Annotated in this window: 18 protein-coding genes; 9 read left to right on the top strand and 9 right to left on the bottom strand. The window is 70.4% G+C overall.

The genetic code is table 11. The features are described from left to right. Positions 1 to 10: 10 nt before the first annotated feature. A complete protein-coding gene (aspS, locus tag ACFWM2_RS28985) occupies positions 11 to 1,774 on the bottom strand; it encodes an aspartate--tRNA ligase (protein WP_383286076.1) in 1,764 nt (587 codons plus the stop codon). Between the two features lie 152 nt (positions 1,775 to 1,926). On the opposite strand from aspS, the gene ACFWM2_RS28980 reads away from it, so the two are divergent. Then, positions 1,927 to 4,119, top strand: coding sequence for a SpoIIE family protein phosphatase (locus ACFWM2_RS28980; protein WP_383286074.1), 2,193 nt, complete (start codon positions 1,927 to 1,929; stop codon positions 4,117 to 4,119). Here ACFWM2_RS28980 and ACFWM2_RS28975 read toward each other — a convergent pair. Continuing rightward, a complete protein-coding gene (locus ACFWM2_RS28975) occupies positions 4,059 to 5,135 on the bottom strand; it encodes an AI-2E family transporter (protein WP_383286072.1) in 1,077 nt (358 codons plus the stop codon). The two genes, ACFWM2_RS28980 and ACFWM2_RS28975, sit on opposite strands and share 61 nt — an antisense overlap. Before the next feature lie 398 nt (positions 5,136 to 5,533). On the opposite strand from ACFWM2_RS28975, the gene ACFWM2_RS28970 reads away from it, so the two are divergent. Next, positions 5,534 to 7,270 carry a multicopper oxidase family protein gene (locus tag ACFWM2_RS28970; RefSeq protein ID WP_383286070.1) on the top strand — a complete coding sequence of 579 codons (1,737 nt, stop codon included), beginning with the start codon at positions 5,534 to 5,536 and terminating at the stop codon, positions 7,268 to 7,270. An 87-nt stretch (positions 7,271 to 7,357) separates the two neighbouring features. Here the strand turns inward: ACFWM2_RS28970 and ACFWM2_RS28965 are convergent, their stop codons facing one another. Both ACFWM2_RS28965 and ACFWM2_RS28960 read right to left on the bottom strand, forming a co-directional pair. Further along, positions 7,358 to 8,329: a pirin family protein gene (locus ACFWM2_RS28965; RefSeq protein ID WP_383286068.1), complete on the bottom strand. Its 972-nt coding sequence runs from the start codon at positions 8,327 to 8,329 to the stop codon at positions 7,358 to 7,360. Between the two features lie 170 nt (positions 8,330 to 8,499). After that, positions 8,500 to 8,964 (bottom strand): SseB family protein, encoded by a 465-nt coding sequence (locus tag ACFWM2_RS28960; RefSeq protein ID WP_383286066.1) that lies wholly within the window; start codon positions 8,962 to 8,964, stop codon positions 8,500 to 8,502. Between the two features lie 143 nt (positions 8,965 to 9,107). Between ACFWM2_RS28960 and ACFWM2_RS28955 the strand changes: the two genes are divergently transcribed. The 3 genes from ACFWM2_RS28955 to ACFWM2_RS28945 all read left to right on the top strand — a co-directional run bounded on the left by ACFWM2_RS28955 (position 9,108) and on the right by ACFWM2_RS28945 (position 13,341). Then, positions 9,108 to 10,934, top strand: coding sequence for an acyl-CoA dehydrogenase (locus ACFWM2_RS28955; protein WP_383286064.1), 1,827 nt, complete (start codon positions 9,108 to 9,110; stop codon positions 10,932 to 10,934). 798 nt (positions 10,935 to 11,732) lie between these two features. Further along, positions 11,733 to 13,025 (top strand): M18 family aminopeptidase, encoded by a 1,293-nt coding sequence (locus ACFWM2_RS28950; protein WP_383286062.1) that lies wholly within the window; start codon positions 11,733 to 11,735, stop codon positions 13,023 to 13,025. Between the two features lie 79 nt (positions 13,026 to 13,104). Next, positions 13,105 to 13,341 (top strand): DUF6458 family protein, encoded by a 237-nt coding sequence (locus ACFWM2_RS28945; RefSeq protein WP_383286060.1) that lies wholly within the window; start codon positions 13,105 to 13,107, stop codon positions 13,339 to 13,341. 187 nt (positions 13,342 to 13,528) lie between these two features. Here the strand turns inward: ACFWM2_RS28945 and ACFWM2_RS28940 are convergent, their stop codons facing one another. Then, the gene (locus tag ACFWM2_RS28940; RefSeq protein WP_383286058.1) at positions 13,529 to 15,376 is read right to left on the bottom strand and encodes a thioredoxin-like domain-containing protein; all 1,848 of its coding nucleotides are present in this window, start codon (positions 15,374 to 15,376) and stop codon (positions 13,529 to 13,531) included. Between the two features lie 149 nt (positions 15,377 to 15,525). Between ACFWM2_RS28940 and ACFWM2_RS28935 the strand changes: the two genes are divergently transcribed. Then, the gene (locus tag ACFWM2_RS28935; protein WP_383286056.1) at positions 15,526 to 15,825 is read left to right on the top strand and encodes a hypothetical protein; all 300 of its coding nucleotides are present in this window, start codon (positions 15,526 to 15,528) and stop codon (positions 15,823 to 15,825) included. 151 nt (positions 15,826 to 15,976) lie between these two features. Here the strand turns inward: ACFWM2_RS28935 and ACFWM2_RS28930 are convergent, their stop codons facing one another. After that, on the bottom strand, positions 15,977 to 16,378 hold the full coding sequence (locus tag ACFWM2_RS28930; protein WP_383286054.1) for a cupin domain-containing protein: 402 nt from the start codon (positions 16,376 to 16,378) through the stop codon (positions 15,977 to 15,979). 241 nt (positions 16,379 to 16,619) lie between these two features. On the opposite strand from ACFWM2_RS28930, the gene ACFWM2_RS28925 reads away from it, so the two are divergent. After that, on the top strand, positions 16,620 to 17,579 hold the full coding sequence (locus tag ACFWM2_RS28925; protein WP_383286052.1) for a GlxA family transcriptional regulator: 960 nt from the start codon (positions 16,620 to 16,622) through the stop codon (positions 17,577 to 17,579). Continuing rightward, the gene (locus ACFWM2_RS28920) at positions 17,576 to 18,070 is read left to right on the top strand and encodes an LURP-one-related/scramblase family protein (protein ID WP_383286050.1); all 495 of its coding nucleotides are present in this window, start codon (positions 17,576 to 17,578) and stop codon (positions 18,068 to 18,070) included. Before ACFWM2_RS28925 ends, ACFWM2_RS28920 begins: the two co-directional genes overlap by 4 nt. A gap of 33 nt (positions 18,071 to 18,103) precedes the next feature. On the opposite strand, the gene ACFWM2_RS28915 is transcribed toward ACFWM2_RS28920, so the two are convergent. Continuing rightward, the gene (locus tag ACFWM2_RS28915) at positions 18,104 to 18,898 is read right to left on the bottom strand and encodes a carbon-nitrogen family hydrolase (protein ID WP_383286048.1); all 795 of its coding nucleotides are present in this window, start codon (positions 18,896 to 18,898) and stop codon (positions 18,104 to 18,106) included. A 144-nt stretch (positions 18,899 to 19,042) separates the two neighbouring features. Here ACFWM2_RS28915 and ACFWM2_RS28910 point away from each other — a divergent pair, with 144 nt between their 5' ends. Beyond that, the gene (locus ACFWM2_RS28910; protein ID WP_383286046.1) at positions 19,043 to 19,867 is read left to right on the top strand and encodes a maleylpyruvate isomerase family mycothiol-dependent enzyme; all 825 of its coding nucleotides are present in this window, start codon (positions 19,043 to 19,045) and stop codon (positions 19,865 to 19,867) included. Between the two features lie 265 nt (positions 19,868 to 20,132). Here ACFWM2_RS28910 and ACFWM2_RS28905 read toward each other — a convergent pair whose 3' ends face one another. Both ACFWM2_RS28905 and ACFWM2_RS28900 read right to left on the bottom strand, forming a co-directional pair. Then, positions 20,133 to 21,428 (bottom strand): nitrate/nitrite transporter, encoded by a 1,296-nt coding sequence (locus ACFWM2_RS28905; RefSeq protein WP_383286044.1) that lies wholly within the window; start codon positions 21,426 to 21,428, stop codon positions 20,133 to 20,135. Next, entirely contained in the window at positions 21,425 to 22,132 is a 708-nt protein-coding gene (locus ACFWM2_RS28900; RefSeq protein ID WP_383286042.1) for a GntR family transcriptional regulator, read from the bottom strand. The genes ACFWM2_RS28905 and ACFWM2_RS28900 overlap by 4 nt, the downstream gene beginning before the upstream one ends. Between the last annotated feature and the right edge of the window lie 221 nt (positions 22,133 to 22,353).

Here is a 22,353-nt window from a genome sequence, read left to right as displayed (position 1 = left end):
GTACGACGGTCTACTTCGGCTGCGGCTTGCGCACCGAAAGGTGCAGCTCGCGCAGGCGGGACTCGTCCAGCTCCGTCGGCGCGCCCATCATCAGGTCCTGGGCGTTGCCGTTGAGCGGGAAGGCGATCGTCTCGCGGATGTTCGGCTCGTCGGCCAGCAGCATGACGATACGGTCCACGCCCGGGGCGATGCCGCCGTGCGGCGGGGCGCCGAAGCGGAACGCGCGGAGCATGCCCGCGAACTGCTCCTCGACGGTGTCACGGTCGTAGCCCGCGATCTCGAAGGCCTTGAGCATGATCTCGGGCTCGTGGTTCCGGATCGCGCCGGAGGACAGCTCGACGCCGTTGCAGACGATGTCGTACTGCCAGCCGAGGATGTCCAGCGGGTCCTGCGTCTCCAGGGCCTCAAGACCGCCCTGCGGCATCGAGAAGGGGTTGTGCGAGAAGTCGATCTTGCCGGTGTCCTCGTCCTTCTCGTACATCGGGAAGTCGACGATCCAGCAGAACCGGAAGACGTTCTCCTCGAAGTTGCCCGAGCGCTTCGCGGCCTCGACCCGCACCGCACCCATGATCTTCGAGACCTCGTCGAACTCGCCCGCGCCGAAGAACACCGCGTGGCCGGGGGCCAGGGAGAGGCGCTTGGTCAGCTCGGCGACGTTCGCCTCGGTGAGGAACTTGGCGATCGGGCCCGTCAGAGCACCGTCCTCGCCGACCCGCACCCACGCCAGGCCCTTCGCGCCCTGCTCGACCGCGTAGTCACCGAGGCCGTCGAAGAACTTCCGCGTCTGACCGGACACATCCGGCACCGGCAGGGCCCGTACGTGCTTGCCCGCGAAGGCCTTGAACTCGGAGCCCTCGAAGACGTCGGTGATGTCGGTGAGCTCCAGCTGGGCCCGCAGGTCCGGCTTGTCGGAGCCGTACTTCAGCATCGACTCGCGGAACGGGATGCGCGGGAACGGCGAGGTGACGTGACGGCCACCGCCGAACTCCTCGAACAGCTCCGTCATGAGCTTCTCGATCGGCTGGAAGACGTCCTCCTGCTCGACGAAGCTCATCTCCACGTCGAGCTGGTAGAACTCGCCCGGCGAACGGTCCGCGCGGGCGTCCTCGTCGCGGAAGCACGGCGCGATCTGGAAGTAGCGGTCGAAGCCGGAGATCATCAGCAGCTGCTTGAACTGCTGCGGCGCCTGCGGGAGCGCGTAGAACTTGCCGGGGTTCAGCCGCGAGGGGACCACGAAGTCGCGCGCGCCCTCGGGGGAGGTGGCGCTGAGGATCGGGGTCGCCATCTCGTTGAAGCCCAGCGCCGTCATCTTGTGACGGATCGCCGAGATCACGGCCGTACGCAGCAGGATGTTGCGGTGCATGCGCTCGCGGCGCAGGTCGAGGAAGCGGTACTCCAGGCGCCGCTCCTCGTTGACCCCGTCCTCGGCGTTGATCGTGAAGGGCAGCGGCTGGGCGGCGCCGAGCAGCTCGACCTCGCCGACCTCGACCTCGATCTCGCCGGTCGGCAGCTCGGGGTTCACGTTCTCCGTGCCACGCGAGACGACCTTGCCGTCGACGCGGACGGTCGACTCCTTGGAGACCTTGTCGAGGGCCTCGTACGCGGGCGTGCCCGGGCGGGCGACCAGCTGCGTGATGCCGTAGTGGTCGCGCAGATCGACGAAGAGGATGCCGCCCAGGTCTCGGCGATTGTGCAGCCAGCCGCTCAGCCGGACGTCGCTGCCGACGTCAGAGGCGCGGAGCTCGCCGCAGGTGTGGGACCTGTACCGATGCATCGTCGTTCATCCAGTCTTCGCGGATCGGGGTGTGTTTCACGTGAAACTTCCGGGCCGGCGCCCGGATGCCCCAAGGGTACCGGCCACCTCAAGATCGGCTCCCCGAATACTCTCGGTGGCACCTTTCGATCACCTCTTCCTACAGTGGGTGAATGCGCACTGGTGAGCCCCTGCCCACCGTGGGGGACGTTCTGGCCGCCCTCGCGACCGGGCTGTGGCGTTGGAACAACGACGCCGGGCTCGTCACCCTGGACGCGGAGGCGGCCCGGCTGCTCGGGCTGCCGGCCGAGCCCACGACCCTCACGGCGGCGGGCGTCCGCTCCCGTTTCCATCCGGTCGACTGGAACGAGATCGACGGCATCGTGCAGCTCGCCGTCGCCGAGGGCACCCTCGCCGAGGCCCGGTTGCGGGTCATGGACGAACAGGGCCGGGTGATCCGTACGGTGCGCAGCCGCTCCAAGCCGACGGCCGACTCCCGGACGGGGCAGTACGAGCTGCTCGGCACGCTCCAGGAGGTCAGCGAGCAGTCGCCGGGCGCCGCTGCCCGCACCCCGGTCACCGGCGACTGGCGTCGGTCGCGTGAGGCGTTCCTGCTGGACGCGGGACGTGCCCTCGCGGAGGCGCGGTCGACGGAGGAGGTGCTGCGGGTCGCGGCCGGCCTGTCGATGCCGGGTTTCTCGCCGGACGGACTGGCCGTCTTCGGCGCCGAGGGCGACCGGCTCACGATCATCGGCCACCACGGGCACCAGCCGGGCGACGAGGGCCCGTTCTCCCACATGTCCCTGGACACGGACTACCCGGCCGCGGAGGTCGTCCGTACGGGCCGTGCCGTCTATCTCTCGACCCCCGAGGACTACAAGGCCCGCTACCCGGCCTCCTGGCCGCTCGCCCAGCGCTTCGGGCGCCAGTCCTGGGCGTTCCTGCCGCTGACCGTCGCCGGGCGCACGATGGGCGCGTGGATGGCGGCCTTCACCTATCCGGTTTCCTTCACGCCCGACGAGCGCTCGGTGCTGACGACGGTGGCGCGGATGCTGGCCCAGGCCCTGTCCCGGGCGGGCGTCACCGAGTCCGAGCGGGAGCTGACCGACGGCCTGCAGCGCTCGATGATGCCGACCCTGGGACCCCAGATACCCGGCATGATCGTGGCCGCCCGGTATGTGCCCACCGGCGGCGGTCTCCAGGTCGGCGGCGACTGGTACGACATGATCCCGCTGCCCGGCGGCACCTCTCGGACCAAGTCCGGAGGCGGCCGGTTCGCCCTGGTCATCGGGGACGTCCAGGGCCATGACGTGCGGGCCGCCGGGCTGATGGGCCAGCTGCGGATCGCCCTGCGCGCGTACGCCTCCGAGGGGCACCGCCCGGACGCGGTGCTCTCGCGCGCCTCCCGCTTCCTGTACGGGATCACCAACTCGGCCGCCCCCGACGACGAGGACGCGGACCCGCGCTTCGCGACCTGCCTGTACGTCGAGGTGGACCCGGCGACGGGCATGCTGGACATCGCCCGCGCCGGGCACCCGGACCCCGCGATCCGCATGGCCGACGGAACGGTGCTGATGCGGCCGACGGCGGGCGGGCTCCCGCTGGGGATCGACCCGGACGCGGACTATCCGACCACCCGACTGGCCCTGGAGCCCGCCGAGACCATGCTGATCTGCACGGACGGTCTGATCGAGACCGGCGGCCACGACCTGGACACCGGCTGGCGGCGGATCCGCCGGATCCTGGAGGAGCACGACGGCGACATGGAGGCCCTCGCCGACTCGCTGGTCCAGGCCGTCCACGGGCCGTCCTCGCACCACACGACCGGGCCGCTCGCCGACCGGCGCGAGGACGACATAGCGGTACTGCTGCTGTGCCGGCTGGGCGACGGATGCGGCTGCGGCGGCACGGCCGCCGTGGTCCTGCCGCCGGTGCGCCGCACGATGGTCAGCGTCGCGCAGGCCGAGCCCGAGCGGGTCGCCGGCGCCCGTCAGCAGCTGCGCGAGCTGCTCCACGACTGGGCGAGCGACGACCAGGTCGACTCGGCGGTGCTGATGACCTCCGAGATGGTGACGAACGTCCTCGTGCACACCGACGCCGACGCGCTGCTCGTCGCGGAGATGGCCGGGGAGAGCGGTGAGCGCCGGCTGCGGGTGGTGGTCACGGATGCCAGCGACGACCTGCCGCACAAGCGCCACCCTGGGGAACTGGCCTCCTCGGGACGGGGTCTGGTGCTCATGGAACTCCTGGCGGACGCGTGGGGCGTCGATCCCCAGGGCCAGGGCAAGAGCATCTGGTTCGAGCTCTACGAGTCGTCCGCCAAGGAATCCGACGACTCCGGCCCGTCCGACGCGCCGGCCGCATAGCGGGTACGCAGCTCGGAGAGGACCCCGAACGCGGCCGCCGTCAGCGGTACGGCCAGCAGCATTCCCAGGATCCCGGCCACGGACGCGCCCGCGGTGATCGCCAGCATGACGACCGCCGGATGCATCTGCACCGTACGGCTCTGGATCACCGGCTGGAGGACGTGCCCCTCCAGCACCTGGACGGCGAGCACGACCCCGAGTGCCCACAGCGCGATGACGAACCCCCGGTCCGCGAGGGCGACCAGTACCGCCACCGCACCGGAGAGGAAGGCCCCCAGATAGGGGATGTAGGCGGCCACGAAGACCAGTGCGCCCAGGCCCACCGCTCCCGGGACACCGAGGATCAGCAGTCCGACGGTGATGCAGATGGCGTCGATGAGCGCGATGAGGGTCGTCCCGCGCATGAAGCCCTCGACGGCTTCGAAGGCCCGCCGGGCCATGGCCTCCACGGTGTCGGCGGTGCCCTGCGGGGAGAGCGTGCGCAGGGCTCGCATGGCGCGGCCGGAGTCGCGCAGGAAGAAGAAGACGAGCAGCAGGGCGAGGACGGCCATGGCGAGGGTCTCGCCGACCACGCTGACGCCGCTGATGACGTTGGACGCGGCGGTGCCGCCGAACTTGGTCAGCAGGTCCTTGGCGTTGGAGGCCAGGTCGTCCAGGGAGGTGCCCGCCGCCCCGAAGTGCTCGGCGAGCGAGGTCGCGGCCTGCTTGAGCGAGGCGACGATCTGGTCGCCGGTGTCGATGAGCGCGGCGACGACGATGTAGACGGCGCCGCCCACGACCACCACCACCGCGACACAGGTGAGCCCGGCGGCCAGCGACGGATTGACCTTCACCTTCACCAGGCGCCGGTGGAGCGGCCCGAGCAGCGCCGTGCCGAGCAGCGCGAGCAGCACCGGCACGACCGCCGTCCGCAGCTCCCCGCACAGCCGGATCCCGACCCACCCCACACCCGCGACGAGAAGGATGACGGCGCACCAGGCCGCCAGCCGCCGGGCGCCTTCGGGAAGTAGCTGCACGCCTCCACCCGACCATGCGGACACCGGGCCGTCCCGCCGGAACGGTCCAGCCGGGTGACACGGCGTCAGGGGAGTGCATGCCGTCGCCCTCGCAACGTACGCACCGCACGGGCCTCTGGGGCTCTGGGGCTCTGGGGCTCTGGGGGCTGGACGGGATCATCCCTGGATGCCTGGCGGGCTCCTGAGTTGCCCCAACTGCCCTTTTTAGAAGGATTCTTGATGGTCCGTCATCCCTGAAATCACGTGACCATCCCGCGGTAGATTTTTTGCACACTAGTGTGCAACTCTGTTGCCGCGGACGCCCGGAGTGACCTTTGGCTCAGGTGTGGCTCAGCGCGAGCCCCTGTGACGCCCCTCCGTTCGTCCACCCCCCACCACGGAACACGGAAACGGACTCCATGTCGCACAAAATTTCACGTCGCCGACTGCTGAGCGCAGGGATGGTGCTGGGTGCCGTCGGGACGGTCGGGGCGGTGACCCGGGCCATGGCGACCGCCACGGACGGGGCACAGAGCTCACCCGGGGACCAACTCACGTTTCCCTCGCCGGACCTGACACCGTACGTGGACGACCTGTGGATCCCCCCGTCGCTGAGCGGCGACCGCACCCTTTCGATGGCCCGGTCCAGCCACCGCTTCCACCGGGACCTGGACGCCGCGCCCACGTGGTCCTTCGGAGGTCAGCCCTATCTGGGCCCGACGATCGAGGCCCGGTCGGGAGAGAAGCTCAAGCTCACCTTCACCAACAACCTCAACGGCCACCTCTTCGCCAAGGACATCGACACCTCCCTGGACGGAGCGAGCGAGGAGGACCGCACCCGGCCGCGCACCTCGGTCCATCTGCACGGCGCGGTCGTGCGGCCCGAGTTCGACGGGCACACCGAGAACACCTTCCGCACCGGCGCGTCGATGACCTACGAGTTCACCAACGGGCAGGAGGCCACCGCCCTTTGGTACCACGACCACGCGATGGGGATCACCCGGCTGAACGTCCCCGCGGGGCTCGCCGGGAAGTACCTGATCCGGGACGAGTTCGACACCGGCACCTCCGGCAATCCGCTGGGCCTGCCGAGCGGCGACTACGAGATCCCCCTGATCGTCGCCGACCATCGCTTCAACGCTGACGGGTCGCTGAATCCCCGCACCGCCCGCAGCACCCCCGAGGGCACGCTCCAAGGGCCCATGATCGGCGACATGATGTCGGTGAACGGCGTCGTGATGCCGACGCTGGAAGTGGCCCGCGGGCTGTACCGGTTCCGGCTGCTGAACGCGTCCAACTGGCGGGCGTACCACCTCTATCTGTCCAACAACATGCCCTTCCGGGTCATCGGGAACGACGGTGGTCTGCTCAACAGCAGTGTCAGCACCACCTCGATCCGGGTCAGTCCCGGTGAGCGCGCGGATCTGCTGATCGACTTCTCCGCGCTGTCCGGCGGCGACACGGTCGAGCTGCGCAACGACGCGGAGGTGAACCCCTCCATCGCGGCCACCAGCGGTGCCTACACCCTGCCCCGGGTGATGCGCTTCACCGTCTCCAGCAGCCGTGGCTTCACCAAGGCGGCGCCCACCGGACTGCGCGGCGGCCCGTCCCAGCCCGCCACCCTGCCGCCGGCCACTGCGGTGTCGAACCGGCGCGTGGTGGGGCTGACGATGACGGCCGAGGGCATGGCGCTCAGCAACCTCTGTTACGGCGACGATCCGATCGAGAAGCCCAAGCAGGGCAGCACCGAGGTCTGGGAGATCGTCAACTCCACCGTGGAGGACCACCCCGTTCACCTGCACCTGGTGAACATGCGTGTCCTCAGCCGCCAGTCCATCGACACCCCCGCCTACGTCAAGGGCAATCCGGCTCCGCCCATGGGAAACCGCTGGGCCCCGCCGGCCGACCGCTACCTCAAGGGCGACCGGCAACCGCCGGAAGCCTGGGAGGCCGGCCTCAAGGACACCGTGCTGTGCCCGGTGAACACGGTCACCCGCGTCCTGATCCGCTTCCCGACCGCCGACGAGCTGGGCTTCGACCCCGACGCGGTGTTCACGTCCCGGAGCGGTGACCGGCTGCAGGGCTACGTCTGGCACTGCCACCTCATCGACCACGAGGACGACTGCATGATGGCGCAGTACCGCATCGTCTCCTGACGCTCCCCGGCCGGCCCACGCGAAAGGCCCCGTCCAGGAACCTGCGGAACCTGGACGGGGCCTTTCCGTGCGCGGGCGCAGGGAGGCCTACAGGCCGCCCTCGGACATCCCGTGCACCGCCGGGACGGTGCCGAGGCGGCCCTTCTGGAAGTCCTCGAAGGCCTGCTGGAGCTCCTCGCGGGTGTTCATCACGAAGGGGCCGTAGTGGGCCATGGGCTCACGGATCGGCTGACCGCCGAGGACCACGACCTCCAGGTCCGGGGTGTTCGCATCCTGCTGCTCGTCCGCGCGGACGGTCAGCGAGGAGCCGGTGCCGAAGACGGCGGTCTGACCGGTGTGCACCGGCCGGCGGTCCGCACCGACGCTGCCGCGTCCGGCGAGGACGTACGCCAGACCGTTGAAGTCCTCGCGCCACGGCAGGGTCAGCTCGGCGCCGGGTGCCACGGTCGCGTGGATCATGGTGATCGGCGTGTGCGTGATGCCGGGGCCCTGGTGGCCGTCCAGCTCACCGGCGATGACGCGCAGCAGCGCGCCGCCGTCGGGGGTGGTGAGCAGCTGGACCTGGCCACCGCGGATGTCCTGGTAGCGCGGCGCCATCATCTTGTCCTTGGCCGGCAGGTTCACCCACAGCTGGAGGCCGTGGAAGAGGCCGCCGGACAGTACGAGCGCCTCCGGCGGGGCCTCGATGTGCAGCAGGCCCGCGCCGGCGGTCATCCATTGCGTGTCGCCGTTGGTGATGGTGCCGCCGCCACCGTTGGAGTCCTGGTGGTCGAAGATCCCGTCGATGATGTAGGTGACGGTCTCGAAGCCGCGGTGCGGGTGCCAGGGGGTGCCCTTGGGCTCGCCCGGCGCGTACTCCACCTCGCCCATCTGGTCCATCATGATGAACGGGTCGAGGTGACGGTAGTTGATCCCGGCGAACGCGCGGCGGACCGGGAAGCCCTCGCCCTCGAAGCCGCCCGGAGCGGTCGTCACGGTAAGCACGGGACGGGCCACGGCGTCGGCGGGCGCGACCACACGGGGCAGGGTCAGCGGGTTCTCGACGGTCACTGCAGGCATGTCGGGTACCTCCTTGGCTTCGAGTTTAGTTGAGTATTGAACTTCTTGCCACCCGTAACGACGAACACCCGGAGGACATTCCCTCCGGGCGTTCGAGTGGGCCGGGCTTGTGAGCCGTACGGCCGGCGCCTCAGCGGTACGGCCGACGCGTCAGCCGCACGTCCTGCGCGTCAGCCGTACATCCTGCGCATCGCGAAGTCGACCATCTGCTCCACGGCCTTCGCGTCGAAGACCATGCGGTGCTCGCCCTCCATGTCGAGGACAAAGCCGTAGCCGGTCGGCAGCAGGTCGATCACCTCGGAGCCGGTGATCACGAAGTACTTGGACTCCTTGCCGGCGTACCGGCGGAGCTCCTTGAGCGAGCTGAACATCGGGATCACCGGCTGCTGGGTGTTGTGCAGCGCCAGAAAACCGGGGTTGTCGCCGCGCGGGCAGTAGACCTTCGACGTCGCGAAGACCTGCTGGAAGTCCTCCGCGGACATCGATCCCGTGGTGAACGCGCGCACCCCGTCCGCGAGGGACGGCGGGGACGGCTCGGGGTACAGCGGCGGCTGCTGCCCGTACCCGCCGGGCATCTGCTGCTGCGGCTGGGCGTACTGCTGCTGAGCGCTCGCGTTCTGGTCGTAGCCGTACATGCGTCAAAGAGTAGTGGGCCACATATGGGCCATCAGGGGTTGATTCTTATTACCGACGGGTAGCATCATCGTAGCTACTTGCTGGTATGTGTAACGAGGCTGCAGGATCCACGGCCTCCCCGATCCCTTACGGAGCCGTCGCCATGGGGCACTACAAGTCGAATCTCCGCGACATCGAGTTCAACCTCTTCGAGGTCCTCGGGCGCGACAAGCTGTACGGCACCGGCCCGTTCGCGGAGATGGACACCGACACCGCGAAGAGCATCCTCGAGGAGCTGACCCGCCTCTCGGAGAACGAGCTGGCGGAGTCCTTCGCGGACGCCGACCGCAACCCCCCGGTCTTCGACCCCGAGACGAACACCGCCCCGGTGCCCGCGTCCTTCAAGAAGAGCTACCAGGCCTTCATGGACTCCGAGTACTGGCGGCTCGGCCTGCCCGAGGAGATCGGCGGCACCACCGCGCCCCGCTCCCTGATCTGGGCCTACGCGGAGCTGGTGCTCGGCGCCAACCCGGCCGTGTGGATGTACTCCTCCGGCCCCGCGTTCGCGGGCATCCTCTTCGAGGAGGGCACCGAGGTCCAGAAGCACATCGCGAAGATCGCCGTCGACAAGCAGTGGGGCTCCACCATGGTCCTCACCGAGCCGGACGCCGGCTCGGACGTCGGCGCCGGCCGCACCAAGGCGGTCCAGCAGGAGGACGGCTCCTGGCACATCGAGGGCGTGAAGCGCTTCATCACGTCCGGTGAGCACGACATGTCGGAGAACATCCTCCACTACGTTCTCGCCCGCCCCGAGGGCGCAGGACCCGGCACCAAGGGCCTCTCCCTCTTCCTCGTCCCGAAGTACGAGTTCGACTTCGAGACCGGCGAGCTGGGCGAGCGCAACGGCGCCTACGCCACGAACGTCGAGCACAAGATGGGCCTCAAGGCGTCCAACACCTGCGAGATGACCTTCGGTGACCGCCACCCCGCCAAGGGCTGGCTGATCGGCGACAAGCACGACGGCATCCGCCAGATGTTCCGCATCATCGAGTTCGCCCGCATGATGGTCGGCACGAAGGCCATCTCGACGCTGTCGACCGGCTATCTGAACGCCCTTGCGTACGCCAAGGAGCGCGTCCAGGGCCCGGACCTCGCGAACTTCATGGACAAGACCGCGCCCAAGGTCACCATCACGCACCACCCCGACGTGCGCCGCTCGCTGATGACGCAGAAGGCGTACGCGGAGGGCATGCGCGCGCTGGTGCTGCACACCGCCGCGATCCAGGACGAGATCCAGGTCAAGGAGGCCGCCGGCGAGGACGCCGCCGCCCTCGAGGCCATGAACGACCTGCTCCTGCCGATCGTCAAGGGTTACGGCTCCGAGAACGGCTACGAGCAGCTCGCGCAGTCGCTGCAGACCTTCGGCGGCTCCGGGTTCCTCCAGGAGTACCCGATCGAGCAGTACATCCGCGACGCCAAGATCGACACCCTGTACGAGGGCACGACCGCGATCCAGGGCCAGGACTTCTTCTTCCGGAAGATCGTCCGCAACCAGGGCGCGGCGCTGAACTCCCTCGCCGAGGACATCAAGAAGTTCCTGGCGCTCGGCACCGGCGGCGAGGAGCTGTCCGTCGCCCGCGAGCACCTCGCCAAGGCGGCCGTCGAGCTGGAGGCCATCGTCGGCCTGATGCTCACGGACCTCGCGGCGACCGAGCAGGACGTCAAGAACATCTACAAGGTCGGTCTGAACACGACCCGGCTGCTGATGGCCTCCGGTGACGTCGTCGTCGGCTATCTGCTGCTGCGCGGTGCCGCCGTGGCCGCCGAGAAGCTGGAGACCGCCTCCGCCAAGGACCGGCCCTTCTACACCGGCAAGATCGCGGCCGCGAAGTTCTTCGCCGCGAATGTCCTGCCGGGCGTCACGGGTGCGCGGAAGCTCGCCGAGGGCGTGGAGCTGGACCTGATGGAGCTGGACGAGTCCGCGTTCTGAGGCCGGACGGGTCCTGGCCGGCTCCCATTCAGCCAGGGCCCGCTTCTGGCACCGGTCGCTTCCGGTGCCGGTCCGCTTACGGTGCCGGTTGTCCGCTTGTGATGCTGGTCCGCTTCTGGCGCCGGTCGCTTCCAGTGCCGGTTGTCCGCTGTGATGCCCGGTCCGCTTACGGTGCCGGTTGTCCGCTGTGATGCCGGTCCGCTTCCGGTGCCGGTCCGCTTCCGATGCTGGTCTGCTTCCGGTGCCGGTTCGCATCTGGTGCCGGTTCGCATCTGGAGCCGGTCCGCTTCCGGTGCCGTCCGCTTCCGGTGCCGTCCGCTTGCGGCGCCGGTCTGCTAGCGATGCCGGTCCACCGCCGGTCGTCTCCGGTTCTGGTCCGGCTCTGGTGCTGGTCCGGCTCTAGTACTGGCCCGGCTCTGGTGCCAGCCCGGCTCCGGTGCCAGCCCGGCTCCGGTGCCGGTGCTGGTCCGCTTCCGGTGTCGAACCGTTCCCGCTGTTGAGCGTGGGCCCCGGTCCGGGGGTGGGCTGGTGTCGGCTCTTGCGAGGGCCGGCTGCTGTTCGGGGCGGACCGGGTCGAGGCGTTGGCCGGGCTCGGGTGGCGTGGGGTTTCCGGCGGCGGGATCGACCGCTTCGCGGTGGTCGTGGCCATCGCCCGCCCTGCCACAGCGGGCAATTGGGGCCTCCGGCCACCTCCCGGACGGACCCTGCCGTTTCGCCGGGCAGGCCTCCACAGACCTCTTACCAGAGCCCGCTCCCAACCCCGGGAGTGGGCCCTCGGGCGTCGTTAAGGTGAACCCCATGAGCACACCCTCCCGCTTCGATCGCGGCCATACCGACGACCTCATGACCTTCCTGGCGGTGACCCCGACGCCGTACCACGCCGTGGCGAACGCCGCGGAGCGGCTGGAGAAGGCCGGATTCCGTCAGGTCGCCGAGACCGACGCCTGGGACGGGACGATCGGTGGAAAGTACGTACTGCGCGGCGGCGCCATCGTCGCCTGGTACGTCCCCGAGGGCGCCGCCCCTCACACACCCTTCCGGATCGTCGGCGCCCACACCGACTCCCCCAACCTGCGGGTCAAGCCGCTGCCCGACAGCGGCACGCAGGGCTGGCGGCAGGTCGCGGTCGAGATCTACGGCGGCCCGCTGCTCAACTCCTGGCTGGACCGGGACCTCGGCCTGGCCGGACGGGTCTCGCTGCGGGACGGCTCGACGCGCCTGGTGAACATCGACCGCGCACTCCTTCGCGTCCCCCAACTCGCCGTCCATCTCGACCGCTCCGTCTCCACCGACGGCCTGAAGCTGGACAAGCAGCGTCATCTGCAGCCCATCTGGGGACTGGGCGATCCCCGCGAGGGCGACCTGATCGCCTTCGTCGAGAAGGAGGCGGGCCTGTCCGCCGGCGAGATCACCGGCTGGGACCTGATGACCCACTCCATCGAACCGCCCTCCTACCTGGGCCGCGACAAGGAACTGCTCGCCGGCCCGCGCATGGACAACCTGCTCTCCGTGCACGCCGGAACCGCCGCCCTCGCCGCGGCGTCGGCCACCGACCGCATCACCCACATCCCCGTCCTCGCCGCCTTCGACCACGAGGAGAACGGCTCGCAGTCGGACACCGGCGCGGACGGACCGCTGCTCGGCAGCGTGCTGGAACGCTCCGTGTTCGCCCGCGGCGGTACGTACGAGGACCGGGCCCGCGCCTTCGCCGGCACCGTCTGTCTGTCCTCCGACACCGGCCACGCGGTCCACCCCAACTACGCCGAGCGGCACGACCCGACGCACCACCCGCGCGCCAACGGCGGCCCCATCCTCAAGGTGAACGTCAACAACCGCTACGCCACGGACGGTTCGGGCCGCGCGATCTTCGCCGCCGCCTGCGAGCGGGCCGGCGTCCCCTTCCAGTCCTTCGTCTCCAACAACTCGATGCCCTGCGGCACCACCATCGGCCCGATCACCGCGGCCCGGCACGGCATCAAGACGGTCGACATCGGCGTGGCCATCCTCTCCATGCACAGCGCGCGCGAACTGTGCGGCGCCGACGACCCGTTCCTGCTGGCCAACTCCCTGGTCGCGTTCCTGGAGGGGTAGTTGGGCATGTCCGGCGCGCGGTCGGGTACCCGGGTTTGAGCCTGGCAAGACGCCAAGTCGGCAACAGGAGGCGACACCCATGGGCCTGGGCGGCTGCATCATTCTGATCGCCGTAGGGGCGATCCTCACGTTCGCGACCGACTGGGACATGAAAGGGGTCAACCTGGACCTGGTCGGCATCATCTTCATGATCGCCGGACTGATCGGCGTGGCGACCTTCAGCAGTATCGCCAAGCGGCGGCGGACGGTTGTACGGCCGGCCTCACCGGTGGTGGAGGAAGAGCGCCGCGGCTACAGCGACGGTTACGGCGGCTGAGAGCGCGCACGGCGGCACGGTGGACGGGGAGGACGGAGATCGACCGTCCTCCCCTTCGCTCTGCCGCGGGTGCGCTCCGGCGCGGGTTCCGTCCGCCGCGGGCAGCGGGGCCCGTTCGCTCTGAGCGCGAGCGGCGCTGCCGCCGGCGCCGTCAGCCCTCGTCCTTGCCCTTGCCCTTGCCCTTGCCCTAGGCCTCGTCCTCGCCGTCCCCCTCGTCCATCCCCGCCAGGACCAGCGGCAGTCGGTCCGCTCCGCCGTCGGTGAGCCGGAGTGGCACGCCCCAGTCCTGCTGGTGGACATGGCACGCCGGGTACTCGTTGGCCGGGTCGTCGTCGCAGGACGCGGCCATGGCGGAGACGTGCAGGACGCCCTCCGTGACCGAAGGGTTCAGCCGTACGGCACGGGAGAGGTCCGTCCCCGCTCCGTCGCCCTCCAGCAGCAGTTCCGGCGGGGTCGAGGACACCAACAGGCGCGTCGACGGCCCGTAGCGGGTGTCCAGCTTCTGGCCCGCCGGAGCCTGGAAGATGACGTCCAACCGCAGGGTGCCGGGGGCGACTTCGGTCGCGGCACGCTGTGTGCGATGGGCCACCGACTCGACCCGCACCGCCTCCTCGGGCAGCCGCAGACGCGTCAGCCGGTGCCGGGCCGACTCGACGACGACCACGTCCGGACCCACGACCACCGCGTCGCTCGGCTCCCGCAGGTCGGTCGCCAACGTGGTCACCTCGCCCGTCGCCGGGTCGAAGCGGCGCAGGGCGTGGTTGTACGTGTCGCTGACGGCGACCGATCCGTCGGGCAGCGCCGTGACCCCCAACGGGTGCTGGAGCAGCGCCTGTTCGGAGGTTCCGTCCCGGTGCCCGAAGTCGAACAGGCCCGTACCGACCGCCGTGTGGACGATGCCGTCCAGGTCCACCCAGCGCAGCGCCGAGGTCTCCGAGTCGGCCACCCACAGGCGGTCCTGCGCCGGGGAGACCGCCAGCCCGGACGGCTGCGCGAACCAGGCCTCCGCCACCGGCCCGTCCACCAGGCCCTCGTTCGTCGTGCCGGCCGCGACGGCGACGGTCGCGTCCGCCGGGTCGTACGCCCACAGTTGGTGCACGCCCGCCATGGCGATCCAGATCCGGCCGCCGAAGGCCGCCACGTCCCACGGGGAGGAGAGGTCCACCTCGCGCGCGGGACCGGACGTCGGCGACCCTTGCCACCATTGACGGCCGGTGCCCGCGAGGGTCGTGACCTCGCCGGTGCCGAGGTCGAGGCGGCGCAGCGCGTGATTGACGGTGTCGGCGACGACCACCGCCGCGCCGTCGTCCACCAGCGTCAGACCCTGCGGTTCGTTGAAGCCGGCCGCGTCCGCCGGACCGTCCGCGAACCCGCGCACCCCGGAGCCGATGCGTCGGACGACGGACTCGCCGTCGGGCGCCAGCTCCACCAGCTGATGCCGGGTCGTGTCACTGACCAGGAAGTTCCCCGACGGCAGCAGCAGCGCCTTGCCCGGGAAACGGAGGTCGGTGGCCACCGGCTCGGGCGCCACGTACGGCCCGTCGCCGCGGCGCAGCGTGCCCTTGGCCGCGTGCTCGGTCTCCAGCTCCTGGACGAGCCGCTCGATGGCGTGGGCGTGCCCCTCGCCCGCGTGCTGCGCGACGACGTACCCCTCGGGGTCGATCACGACGAGCGTCGGCCACGCCCGCACGGCGTACTGCTTCCAGGTGGCGAGCTCGGGGTCGTCCAGGACGGGGTGCTCCACGCCGTACCGCTCGACGGCATCGACGACCGCCTGGTGCTCCGCCTCGTGCACGAACTTCGGCGAGTGCACCCCGATGATCACCACCGTGTCCCTGTGCTTCTCCTCCAACTCCCGCAACTCGTCCAGGACATGCAGACAGTTAATGCAGCAGAATGTCCAAAAATCCAGGACGACAACACGTCCTCGCAGGTCGGCGAGGGTGAGGCCGGTGCCTCCCGTGTTCAGCCAGCCGCCCTTGCCGGTCAGTTCGGGGGCGCGGACGCGGACGCGCCGCGATGCGGAGTGGGTCATGGATCAAGGGTGCCACTCACGCCCGCGGCCCTCGGGTGCCTGTGGATAACCATGGTCACGCTCCGTACTCGAATCTCACGAGATGCGTACGAGGCGTGACGGAGGGATGCTCGTCGCACACAGGGGGGCGACTGCAAGGGAGCAGTTCCATGGCACGAAAGCCCGACGAATCCATGCCTGAGCCCGGGATGCGGGACCGTGAGGACCTGCGGGACCCCGAGGGCATGCAGGACCGCGGCCGTATGCGGGACCGCGAGAACCTGCGGGACCCCGAAGGGATGCCTGACCGCGAGAACCCGCGGGACCCCGAGGGCATGGAGGACAGGGACCGCCGGGAGCGGCGCGGTTCGGACGCCGGGATGCCCGGTTCCGGCCCGCGCGAGCGTGCCCGCGGTGACGAGAACCTCGCCGCGGACGACGACGAGACGTGGTCGGACGGCTACCGGTAATCGGCAACTGGTAACCGGCGAGCGGTAACCGGTCGTGCGGTTCGCGTCGAGTCCCCGCGGCTGTCCTGCCGCGGGGACTCTTCCGCGCCCGCTCCGGAGACCGCCCGGCGCCCCGGAGCGCGCAGGTCCTACAGGGCCCGGCTCGCAGACGTCACCCGAGCGCGTGCCCCGTCGTCACGTCCACGTGGGCCGGGACCTCGTCATGGCGGTCCCCGACGCTGAGCGTGCCCGTGGGCTCGATCACGAGCAGCGAGGCGCCCGCCGGGGCGATCGGCTTGTGTTCCGTGCCGCGCGGGACGGTGAAGACGGATCCCCTGGGTAGCACGACGGTCCGCTCCCCGTCCGGTTCCCGCAGCGCGATGGTCAGCTCGCCCTCGAGGACGAGGAAGAACTCGTCAGTGTGGTCGTGCACGTGCCAGACGTGCTCGCCCTCGACCTTGGCAACGCGTACGTCGTAGTCGTTGACGGCGGTGACGATCCGTGGGCTCCAGAGGTCGTCGAAGGAGGCCAGGGCCGCGGCCAGGGAGATGGGTTCGCTGGGTTCGCTGCTCATGCGTTCATCCTGGGCGTGGTGCCAGTGGCCTCGCGAGTGCTAGAAATCGCACATGCCGCAAGAATCCTCGCAGGCAGCACAGACACCACAGGCCGCACGGGCAGCACAGGCAGCACAGGTGGCGCAGACACCACAGGCCGCACAGGGGCCACTCGGAGCACCCGGAGCACCGGGAGCCGGGAGGACACGGGGAGCACCCGGGCTCGGAAAGACGCAGGCCGCGCCCCCGCACCGCGTCGCCGTGATCGTCGACGAGAGCACGAACCCCTTCGAAGTGGGCGTCGCGACCGAGCTGTTCGGGCTGCCGCGGCCCGAACTCGGCCTGCCGCGGCCGCTGTACGAGCTGACCCTGTGCACGCCCACGCCCGGGGTCCGTATGAACCACGGGTTCTTCACCCTGACCGGAGTGCCCGGTCTCGACGCGGTGGACCGCGCGGACACCCTGATCGTGCCCGGCCGCCCCGACAACGTGGTGCCGCGGGGAGCCGCCGTACGCGAGGCCATCCGCCGCACCCACGCGCGCGGTGCCCGGGTGGTGAGTTTCTGCACGGGCACGTTCGCGCTGGCCGAGGCCGGGCTGCTGGACGGCCGCCGGGCCACCACGCACTGGCGCTGGGCGGACTCCTTCCGGGCGCTGCATCCGAAGGTGCTCCTGGAGCCGGACGTGCTGTTCGTGGACGAGGGTGACGTACTGACGGCGGCCGGCAGCGCGGCCGCGCTCGACCTCGGGTTGTACCTGATCCGGCGGGACCACGGCGCGGAGATCGCCAACGCCGTGTCCCGGCGGCTGGTCTTCGCCGCCCATCGCGACGGCGGGCAGCGCCAGTTCGTGGAACGGCCACTGCCCGACGTACCGGACGAGTCGCTGGCGCCCCTGCTGGCGTGGGCGCGGGAACGGATCGGCGATCCGCTGACGGTCGGGGACCTGGCGGTGCACGCCGCGGTGAGTCCGGCCACCCTTCACCGGCGTTTTCGCGCGCAGCTCGGTACGACCCCGCTGGCGTGGCTGACCGGCGAGCGGGTGGCGCTGGCCTGTCGGCTGATCGAGCGGGGCGAGGAACGGCTCGACGTGGTCGCGCGGCGCAGTGGTCTCGGCACCGCCGCCAACCTGCGGGAACGGGTGCGGCGGGAGACGGGGCTCAGCCCGTCGGCCTACCGTCGGCGTTTCGGACCGGCCGCCGGGGAAGCGGTGATGGCATGAGATACCTCGTACGCGATCGGCTCCTCGGCTTCGGTGACGACTACTGGATCGAGGACCAGCACGGCAACAAGGCCTTCCTGGTCGACGGCAAGGCCATGCGGGTGCGGGACACCTTCGAGCTGAAGGACACCCAGGGCCGGGTCCTCATCGACATCCACCAGAAGATGTTCGCCCTGCGGGACACGATGGTCATCGAGCGGGACGGCGATCCGCTGGCCACCATCAAGCGCAAGCGGCTCTCGCTGCTGCGCAACCACTACCGGGTGTCCCTGGTGGACGGCACCGAACTCGACGTCAGCGGCAAGATCCTGGACCGCGAGTTCGCCATCGACTACGACAACGAGCTGCTGGCCCAGATCTCCCGCCGCTGGCTGCACGTCCGCGAGACCTACGGCGTCGACATCGTTCGTGACGACGCGGACTCGGCGCTGCTGATCGCGGTGGCGGTCTGCGTCATCCACCTGGCGGACAAGGAACGGGGCGAGGACTGACCGCGAGCCCCGGGGCGCCGCGGCTCCCGGCCGTCAGCGCCGCGGGGCCTGGACCCCGAGCACGCGGTCCTTCAGCGCCGGGAACTGCTCCCGGGTGACACCGACCTTCGCGGGGTCGAACTCCACGGTGAGGATCTCCTCGCCGTCCCCCGCCTCCGCGAGCACCTCTCCCCAGGGATCGACCACGATCGAGTGACCGGCCTGGGGAACTCCGGCATGCGTCCCGCCCGTTCCACAGGCGAGCACGTACGACTGGTTCTCGACAGCGCGCGCCTGGGCCAGCAGCGTCCAGTGGGCGCGGCGCCGTTCGGGCCATCCGGCGGGGATCACCAGCGTCTGGGCACCCGCGTCGACCAGCCCGCGGAAGAGTTCCGGGAAGCGGAGGTCGTAGCAGGTCGCCAGGCCGATCGTGGTCTCCGGCAGGCGTACGGTGACCAGTTCGGTCCCGGCGCCCATCAGCACGGCCTCGCCCTTGTCGAAGCCGAACCGATGGATCTTCCGGTACGTGGCGGCGAGCTCACCGTCGGGTGAGAAGACGAGGGAGGTGTTGTACAGCGTGCCGTCGGCGGCCCGCTCGGGGATCGATCCGGCGTGCAGCCACACGCCCGCCCCGTTCGCGGCCTTCGCCATCGCCTCGAAGGTCGGCCCTTCGAGGGACTCCGCCTCGGTGCCGAACGCCTCGTAGGCGAAGGCCCCCGTCGACCACAGCTCGGGCAGCACCACGAGATCGACACCGGCTTGATCTCGTACAAGGGACGCTACGCGCCTCCGACGGGAATCAACCGATTCACCCTCGTCTACGCCGATCTGGATGAGGGAGGCGCGCACACTACCACCGTCCTGGCATTCGAGCCGTCTTTACGGGCCTACGATCGTCACACGAAAGCACTGCCGGGGTGCCACACAGCAGCGTAACTTAGCGTTCCAAGACACCCACTGCCCGCGTACCGACCGCCCGAGGGGTCCCGTTCCGTGAGTCTGCATCCGAGCCTTCAGTCCTACGCCGACGCCTGGACCCACTCGATCGACGCGATATCCGAGCTGGTGACCCCGCTTGTGGAGGGCGAGTGGAACAGGCGGACCCCGTGCCCGGGCTGGTCGGTGCGGGACATCGTCTCCCATGTCATCGGCCTGGACTGCGAGATGCTCGGCGACCCGCGGCCGATCCACACGCTGCCGCGGGACCTGTTCCACGTGACCAACGAGCACCAGCGGTACATGGAGATGCAGGTCGACGTACGACGTCATCACACGGCGCCGGAGATGACCTCCGAGCTGGAGTACACGATCATCCGCCGCAACCGACAGCTGCGGAACGAGTCGCGCGGCCCGGACACGAGGATCCGCGGCCCGCTCGGCACGGAGCCGACCCTCGAAGAGGCCATGCGCAACCGGGCGTTCGACGTGTGGGTGCACGAGCAGGACCTCCGCGCGGCGCTCGGCCGGCCGGGCAATCTCGACTCGCCCGGTGCGTACGTCGCCCGTGACGAGCTGCTCGCCGCGCTCCCGAAGGTCGTCGCCAAGGACGCGGGCGCTCCCGCCAGTTCGGCGGTCGTCTTCGACGTCCACGGACCCGTCGAGTTCCTGCGCACGGTCCGCGTCGACGCGGACGGCCGCGGGACGATCGACGGCGCGCCGTCCCTGGGGCCCGCCGCGACCCTGGTGCTGGACTGGGAGACCTATGTCCGTCTGGCCTGTGGCCGGGTGACCGCCGACGCCGTCTCGGACCGCATCAAGGCGGAGGGCGACCCGGAACTGACGACCGCCATCCTGCGGAACTTCGCGGTCACCCCCTGAAGCATTCCGGCGCGGGGCTCATGCGGGTGAGCAACGCCCCGGCGTGCGGGGGCTCCCGCCGGGTACGAAGCACTGCCGGTGCCCGGGGTTTCATGCCGGTAGGCAACGCCCAGACGTGCTGGGACTCCCGCCGGTACGCGGCACCCCAGTGTGCGCGGGCTCCCGCCGGTACGAAGCAATGCCGGTGACCGGGAGTTCATGCCGGTAGGCAACGCCCAGACGTGCTGGGACTCCCGCCGGTACGCGGCGCCCGGTGTGCGGGCGCTCACGCCGGTACGTGCACCGTCTCCACCCGGCTGGCCACCAGCCGCTCCCGTTCCCGCCGTGCGGCCTCTCCCCGCAGCCGGAAGATCTGGCTGAGGCCCAGTGCCTGGAGGACGAACACCACGGAGAAGGCGACCCGGTAATCGTCCCCGGTCGCGTCCAGGAGTACGCCGACGGCCAGCAGCGTCGTCATGGAGGCGACGAAGCCGCCCATGTTGGTGATGCCGGACGCGGTGCCCTGCCGCTCGGGCGGGTTGGCGGGGCGGGCGAAGTCGAACCCGATCATGGACGCGGGCCCGCAGGCGCCCAGCACCGTGCAGAGCACGATCAGCAGCCACATGGGCGCGTGCTCGCCGGGATACACCAGCGTCAGGGCCCAGACCGCGGCGGTCGCGGACACCGTGCCGAGCGCCAGGGGCAGCCGCGCCGCGTGATGCCGGGCGACGATCTGCCCGTAGACCAGCCCGATGACCATGTTGGACAGGACGACCAGGGTCAGCAGCTCGCCGGCCGTCGCCCGCGACAGCCCCTGCGCCTGGACCAGGAACGGCATGCCCCACAGCAGCAGGAAGACCATCGCGGGGAACTGCGTTGTGAAGTGCACCCACAGCCCCAGCCGGGTGCCCGGCTCCCGCCAGGACGCGGCGATCTGGCGCCGTACGTAGGCGGCACCCAGGTGCGGGAAGGGTTCCGGCTCGTGCCCCTCGGGGTGGTCCTTGAGGAAGAGGAGCAGGAGTACGAGGACGACGACTCCGGCGAACGCGCTGCCCGCGAACGCGGCCGTCCAGCCGACTCCGTGCAGCAGCCGGGCGATCACCAGCGTCGAGACGAGGTTGCCGGCCATCCCCACGAGCCCCGCCAGCTGCGCGACCATCGGTCCGCGCCGCGCCGGGAACCAGCGGGTGCCGAGGCGCAGCACGCTGATGAAGGTCATCGCGTCGCCGCAGCCGAGCAGCGCGCGCGAGGCCAGGGCCATGCCGTACGACGGGGAGAAGGCGAAGCCCAGTTGGCCCGCCGTGAACAGCAGGACGCCGATGGTCAGCACCTTCTTGGTGCCGAGCCGGTCGACCAGCAGGCCGACGGGTATCTGCATGCCCGCGTACACGAGGAGCTGGAGGATGGAGAAGGTGGAGAGGGCAGAGGCGTTGACATGGAAGCGGTCGGCCGCGTCCAGGCCCGCGACGCCCAGTGACGTACGGAAGGTGACGGCGACGAAGTAGACGGCCACGCCGATGCCCCATACGGCGATGGCGCGCCGGCCGCCGGGCGGGTCCCCGGGCAGTGCCACGGCGCTCATCGGACCTCGCCCCGGGCCAGGTGGGAGAACCAGCCGACGTGCCGGTGGACGACCGCGACCGCCGCCTCGGCGTCCCCGGAGCGCAGCGCCTCCAGGATCTCCTCATGCTCGCTGAGCGTCTTGGCGATGCGGTCGGGGTGCGAGTGCATCACCGCGACGCCCATCCTCAACTGCCGGTCGCGCAGCTGGTCGTAGAGCCGGGAGAGGATCTCGTTGCCGCCGCTGCGGACGATCTCGGCGTGGAAACAGCGGTCGGTGACGGCGGCGCCGGCCAGGTCACCGGCGGCGGCCTGCGCCTTCTGCTCGGCGAGCAGCTCCTCCAGGCGGGCGATGAGCCGCGGGGCGGCCGGTACGGCCTTGCGGGCCGCGTGCTCCTCGACGAGCAGGCGGGTCTCGACGACGTCCGCGATCTCCTGGGCGGAGACGGACAGGACGAGTGCGCCCTTCTTCGGGTAGAGCTTGATCAGCCCCTCCACCTCCAGGCGGAGCAGCGCCTCGCGCACCGGCGTCCGGGAGACCCCCACGGCCTCCGCCAGTTCGCCCTCCGTCAGCAGCGTCCCGCCCCCGTAACGGCGCTCCAGGACACCCTGCTTGACGTGCGCGTACACGCGGTCGGCGGCGGGCGGGGGTTTCACGGCGGGGATGCCCGGCACGGCGGACGCGACGGGCTGGGCGGAGGCGGTGGACACGGGGGCGACGGACATGCGCACAGCATAGATACAACACGTACTCATGGTCGCGGGCCGTCCAGGATGCGGACGCGCGTGAACGCATGCCGGCGAAGACCCGCGGGCACCCGCGGGCGCGTAGCCATACGCGCCCGCGTGTTCGTGGCCGTGGTCGCCCACGGGCGAGTGACGGTGGTCGCGGTCGCGGTCGCCCACGAACACGTAAAGAAGGGCACCCCGCCGAGAAGCCGCACAAC

This window comes from Streptomyces sp. NPDC058371 (assembly GCF_042723265.1).
In the GTDB taxonomy this organism is placed as follows: Bacteria; Actinomycetota; Actinomycetes; order Streptomycetales; family Streptomycetaceae; genus Streptomyces.
This window is presented reverse-complemented; position numbering and strand designations above follow the sequence as displayed.

Excerpts from the sequence above, each read along its gene's own strand:
- ACFWM2_RS28935 (WP_383286056.1), top strand. The coding sequence starts at position 15,526 with ATGGCACGAAAGCCCGACGAATCCATGCCTGAGCCCGGGATGCGGGAC.
- ACFWM2_RS28900 (WP_383286042.1), bottom strand. The coding sequence starts at position 22,132 with ATGTCCGTCGCCCCCGTGTCCACCGCCTCCGCCCAGCCCGTCGCGTCC.
- ACFWM2_RS28930 (WP_383286054.1), bottom strand. The coding sequence starts at position 16,378 with ATGAGCAGCGAACCCAGCGAACCCATCTCCCTGGCCGCGGCCCTGGCC.
- ACFWM2_RS28940 (WP_383286058.1), bottom strand. The coding sequence starts at position 15,376 with ATGACCCACTCCGCATCGCGGCGCGTCCGCGTCCGCGCCCCCGAACTG.
- ACFWM2_RS28980 (WP_383286074.1), top strand. The coding sequence starts at position 1,927 with ATGCGCACTGGTGAGCCCCTGCCCACCGTGGGGGACGTTCTGGCCGCC.
- ACFWM2_RS28970 (WP_383286070.1), top strand. The coding sequence starts at position 5,534 with ATGTCGCACAAAATTTCACGTCGCCGACTGCTGAGCGCAGGGATGGTG.
- ACFWM2_RS28955 (WP_383286064.1), top strand. The coding sequence starts at position 9,108 with ATGGGGCACTACAAGTCGAATCTCCGCGACATCGAGTTCAACCTCTTC.
- ACFWM2_RS28960 (WP_383286066.1), bottom strand. The coding sequence starts at position 8,964 with ATGTACGGCTACGACCAGAACGCGAGCGCTCAGCAGCAGTACGCCCAG.
- ACFWM2_RS28950 (WP_383286062.1), top strand. The coding sequence starts at position 11,733 with ATGAGCACACCCTCCCGCTTCGATCGCGGCCATACCGACGACCTCATG.
- ACFWM2_RS28945 (WP_383286060.1), top strand. The coding sequence starts at position 13,105 with ATGGGCCTGGGCGGCTGCATCATTCTGATCGCCGTAGGGGCGATCCTC.
- ACFWM2_RS28920 (WP_383286050.1), top strand. The coding sequence starts at position 17,576 with ATGAGATACCTCGTACGCGATCGGCTCCTCGGCTTCGGTGACGACTAC.
- ACFWM2_RS28965 (WP_383286068.1), bottom strand. The coding sequence starts at position 8,329 with ATGCCTGCAGTGACCGTCGAGAACCCGCTGACCCTGCCCCGTGTGGTC.
- aspS (WP_383286076.1), bottom strand. The coding sequence starts at position 1,774 with ATGCATCGGTACAGGTCCCACACCTGCGGCGAGCTCCGCGCCTCTGAC.
- ACFWM2_RS28905 (WP_383286044.1), bottom strand. The coding sequence starts at position 21,428 with ATGAGCGCCGTGGCACTGCCCGGGGACCCGCCCGGCGGCCGGCGCGCC.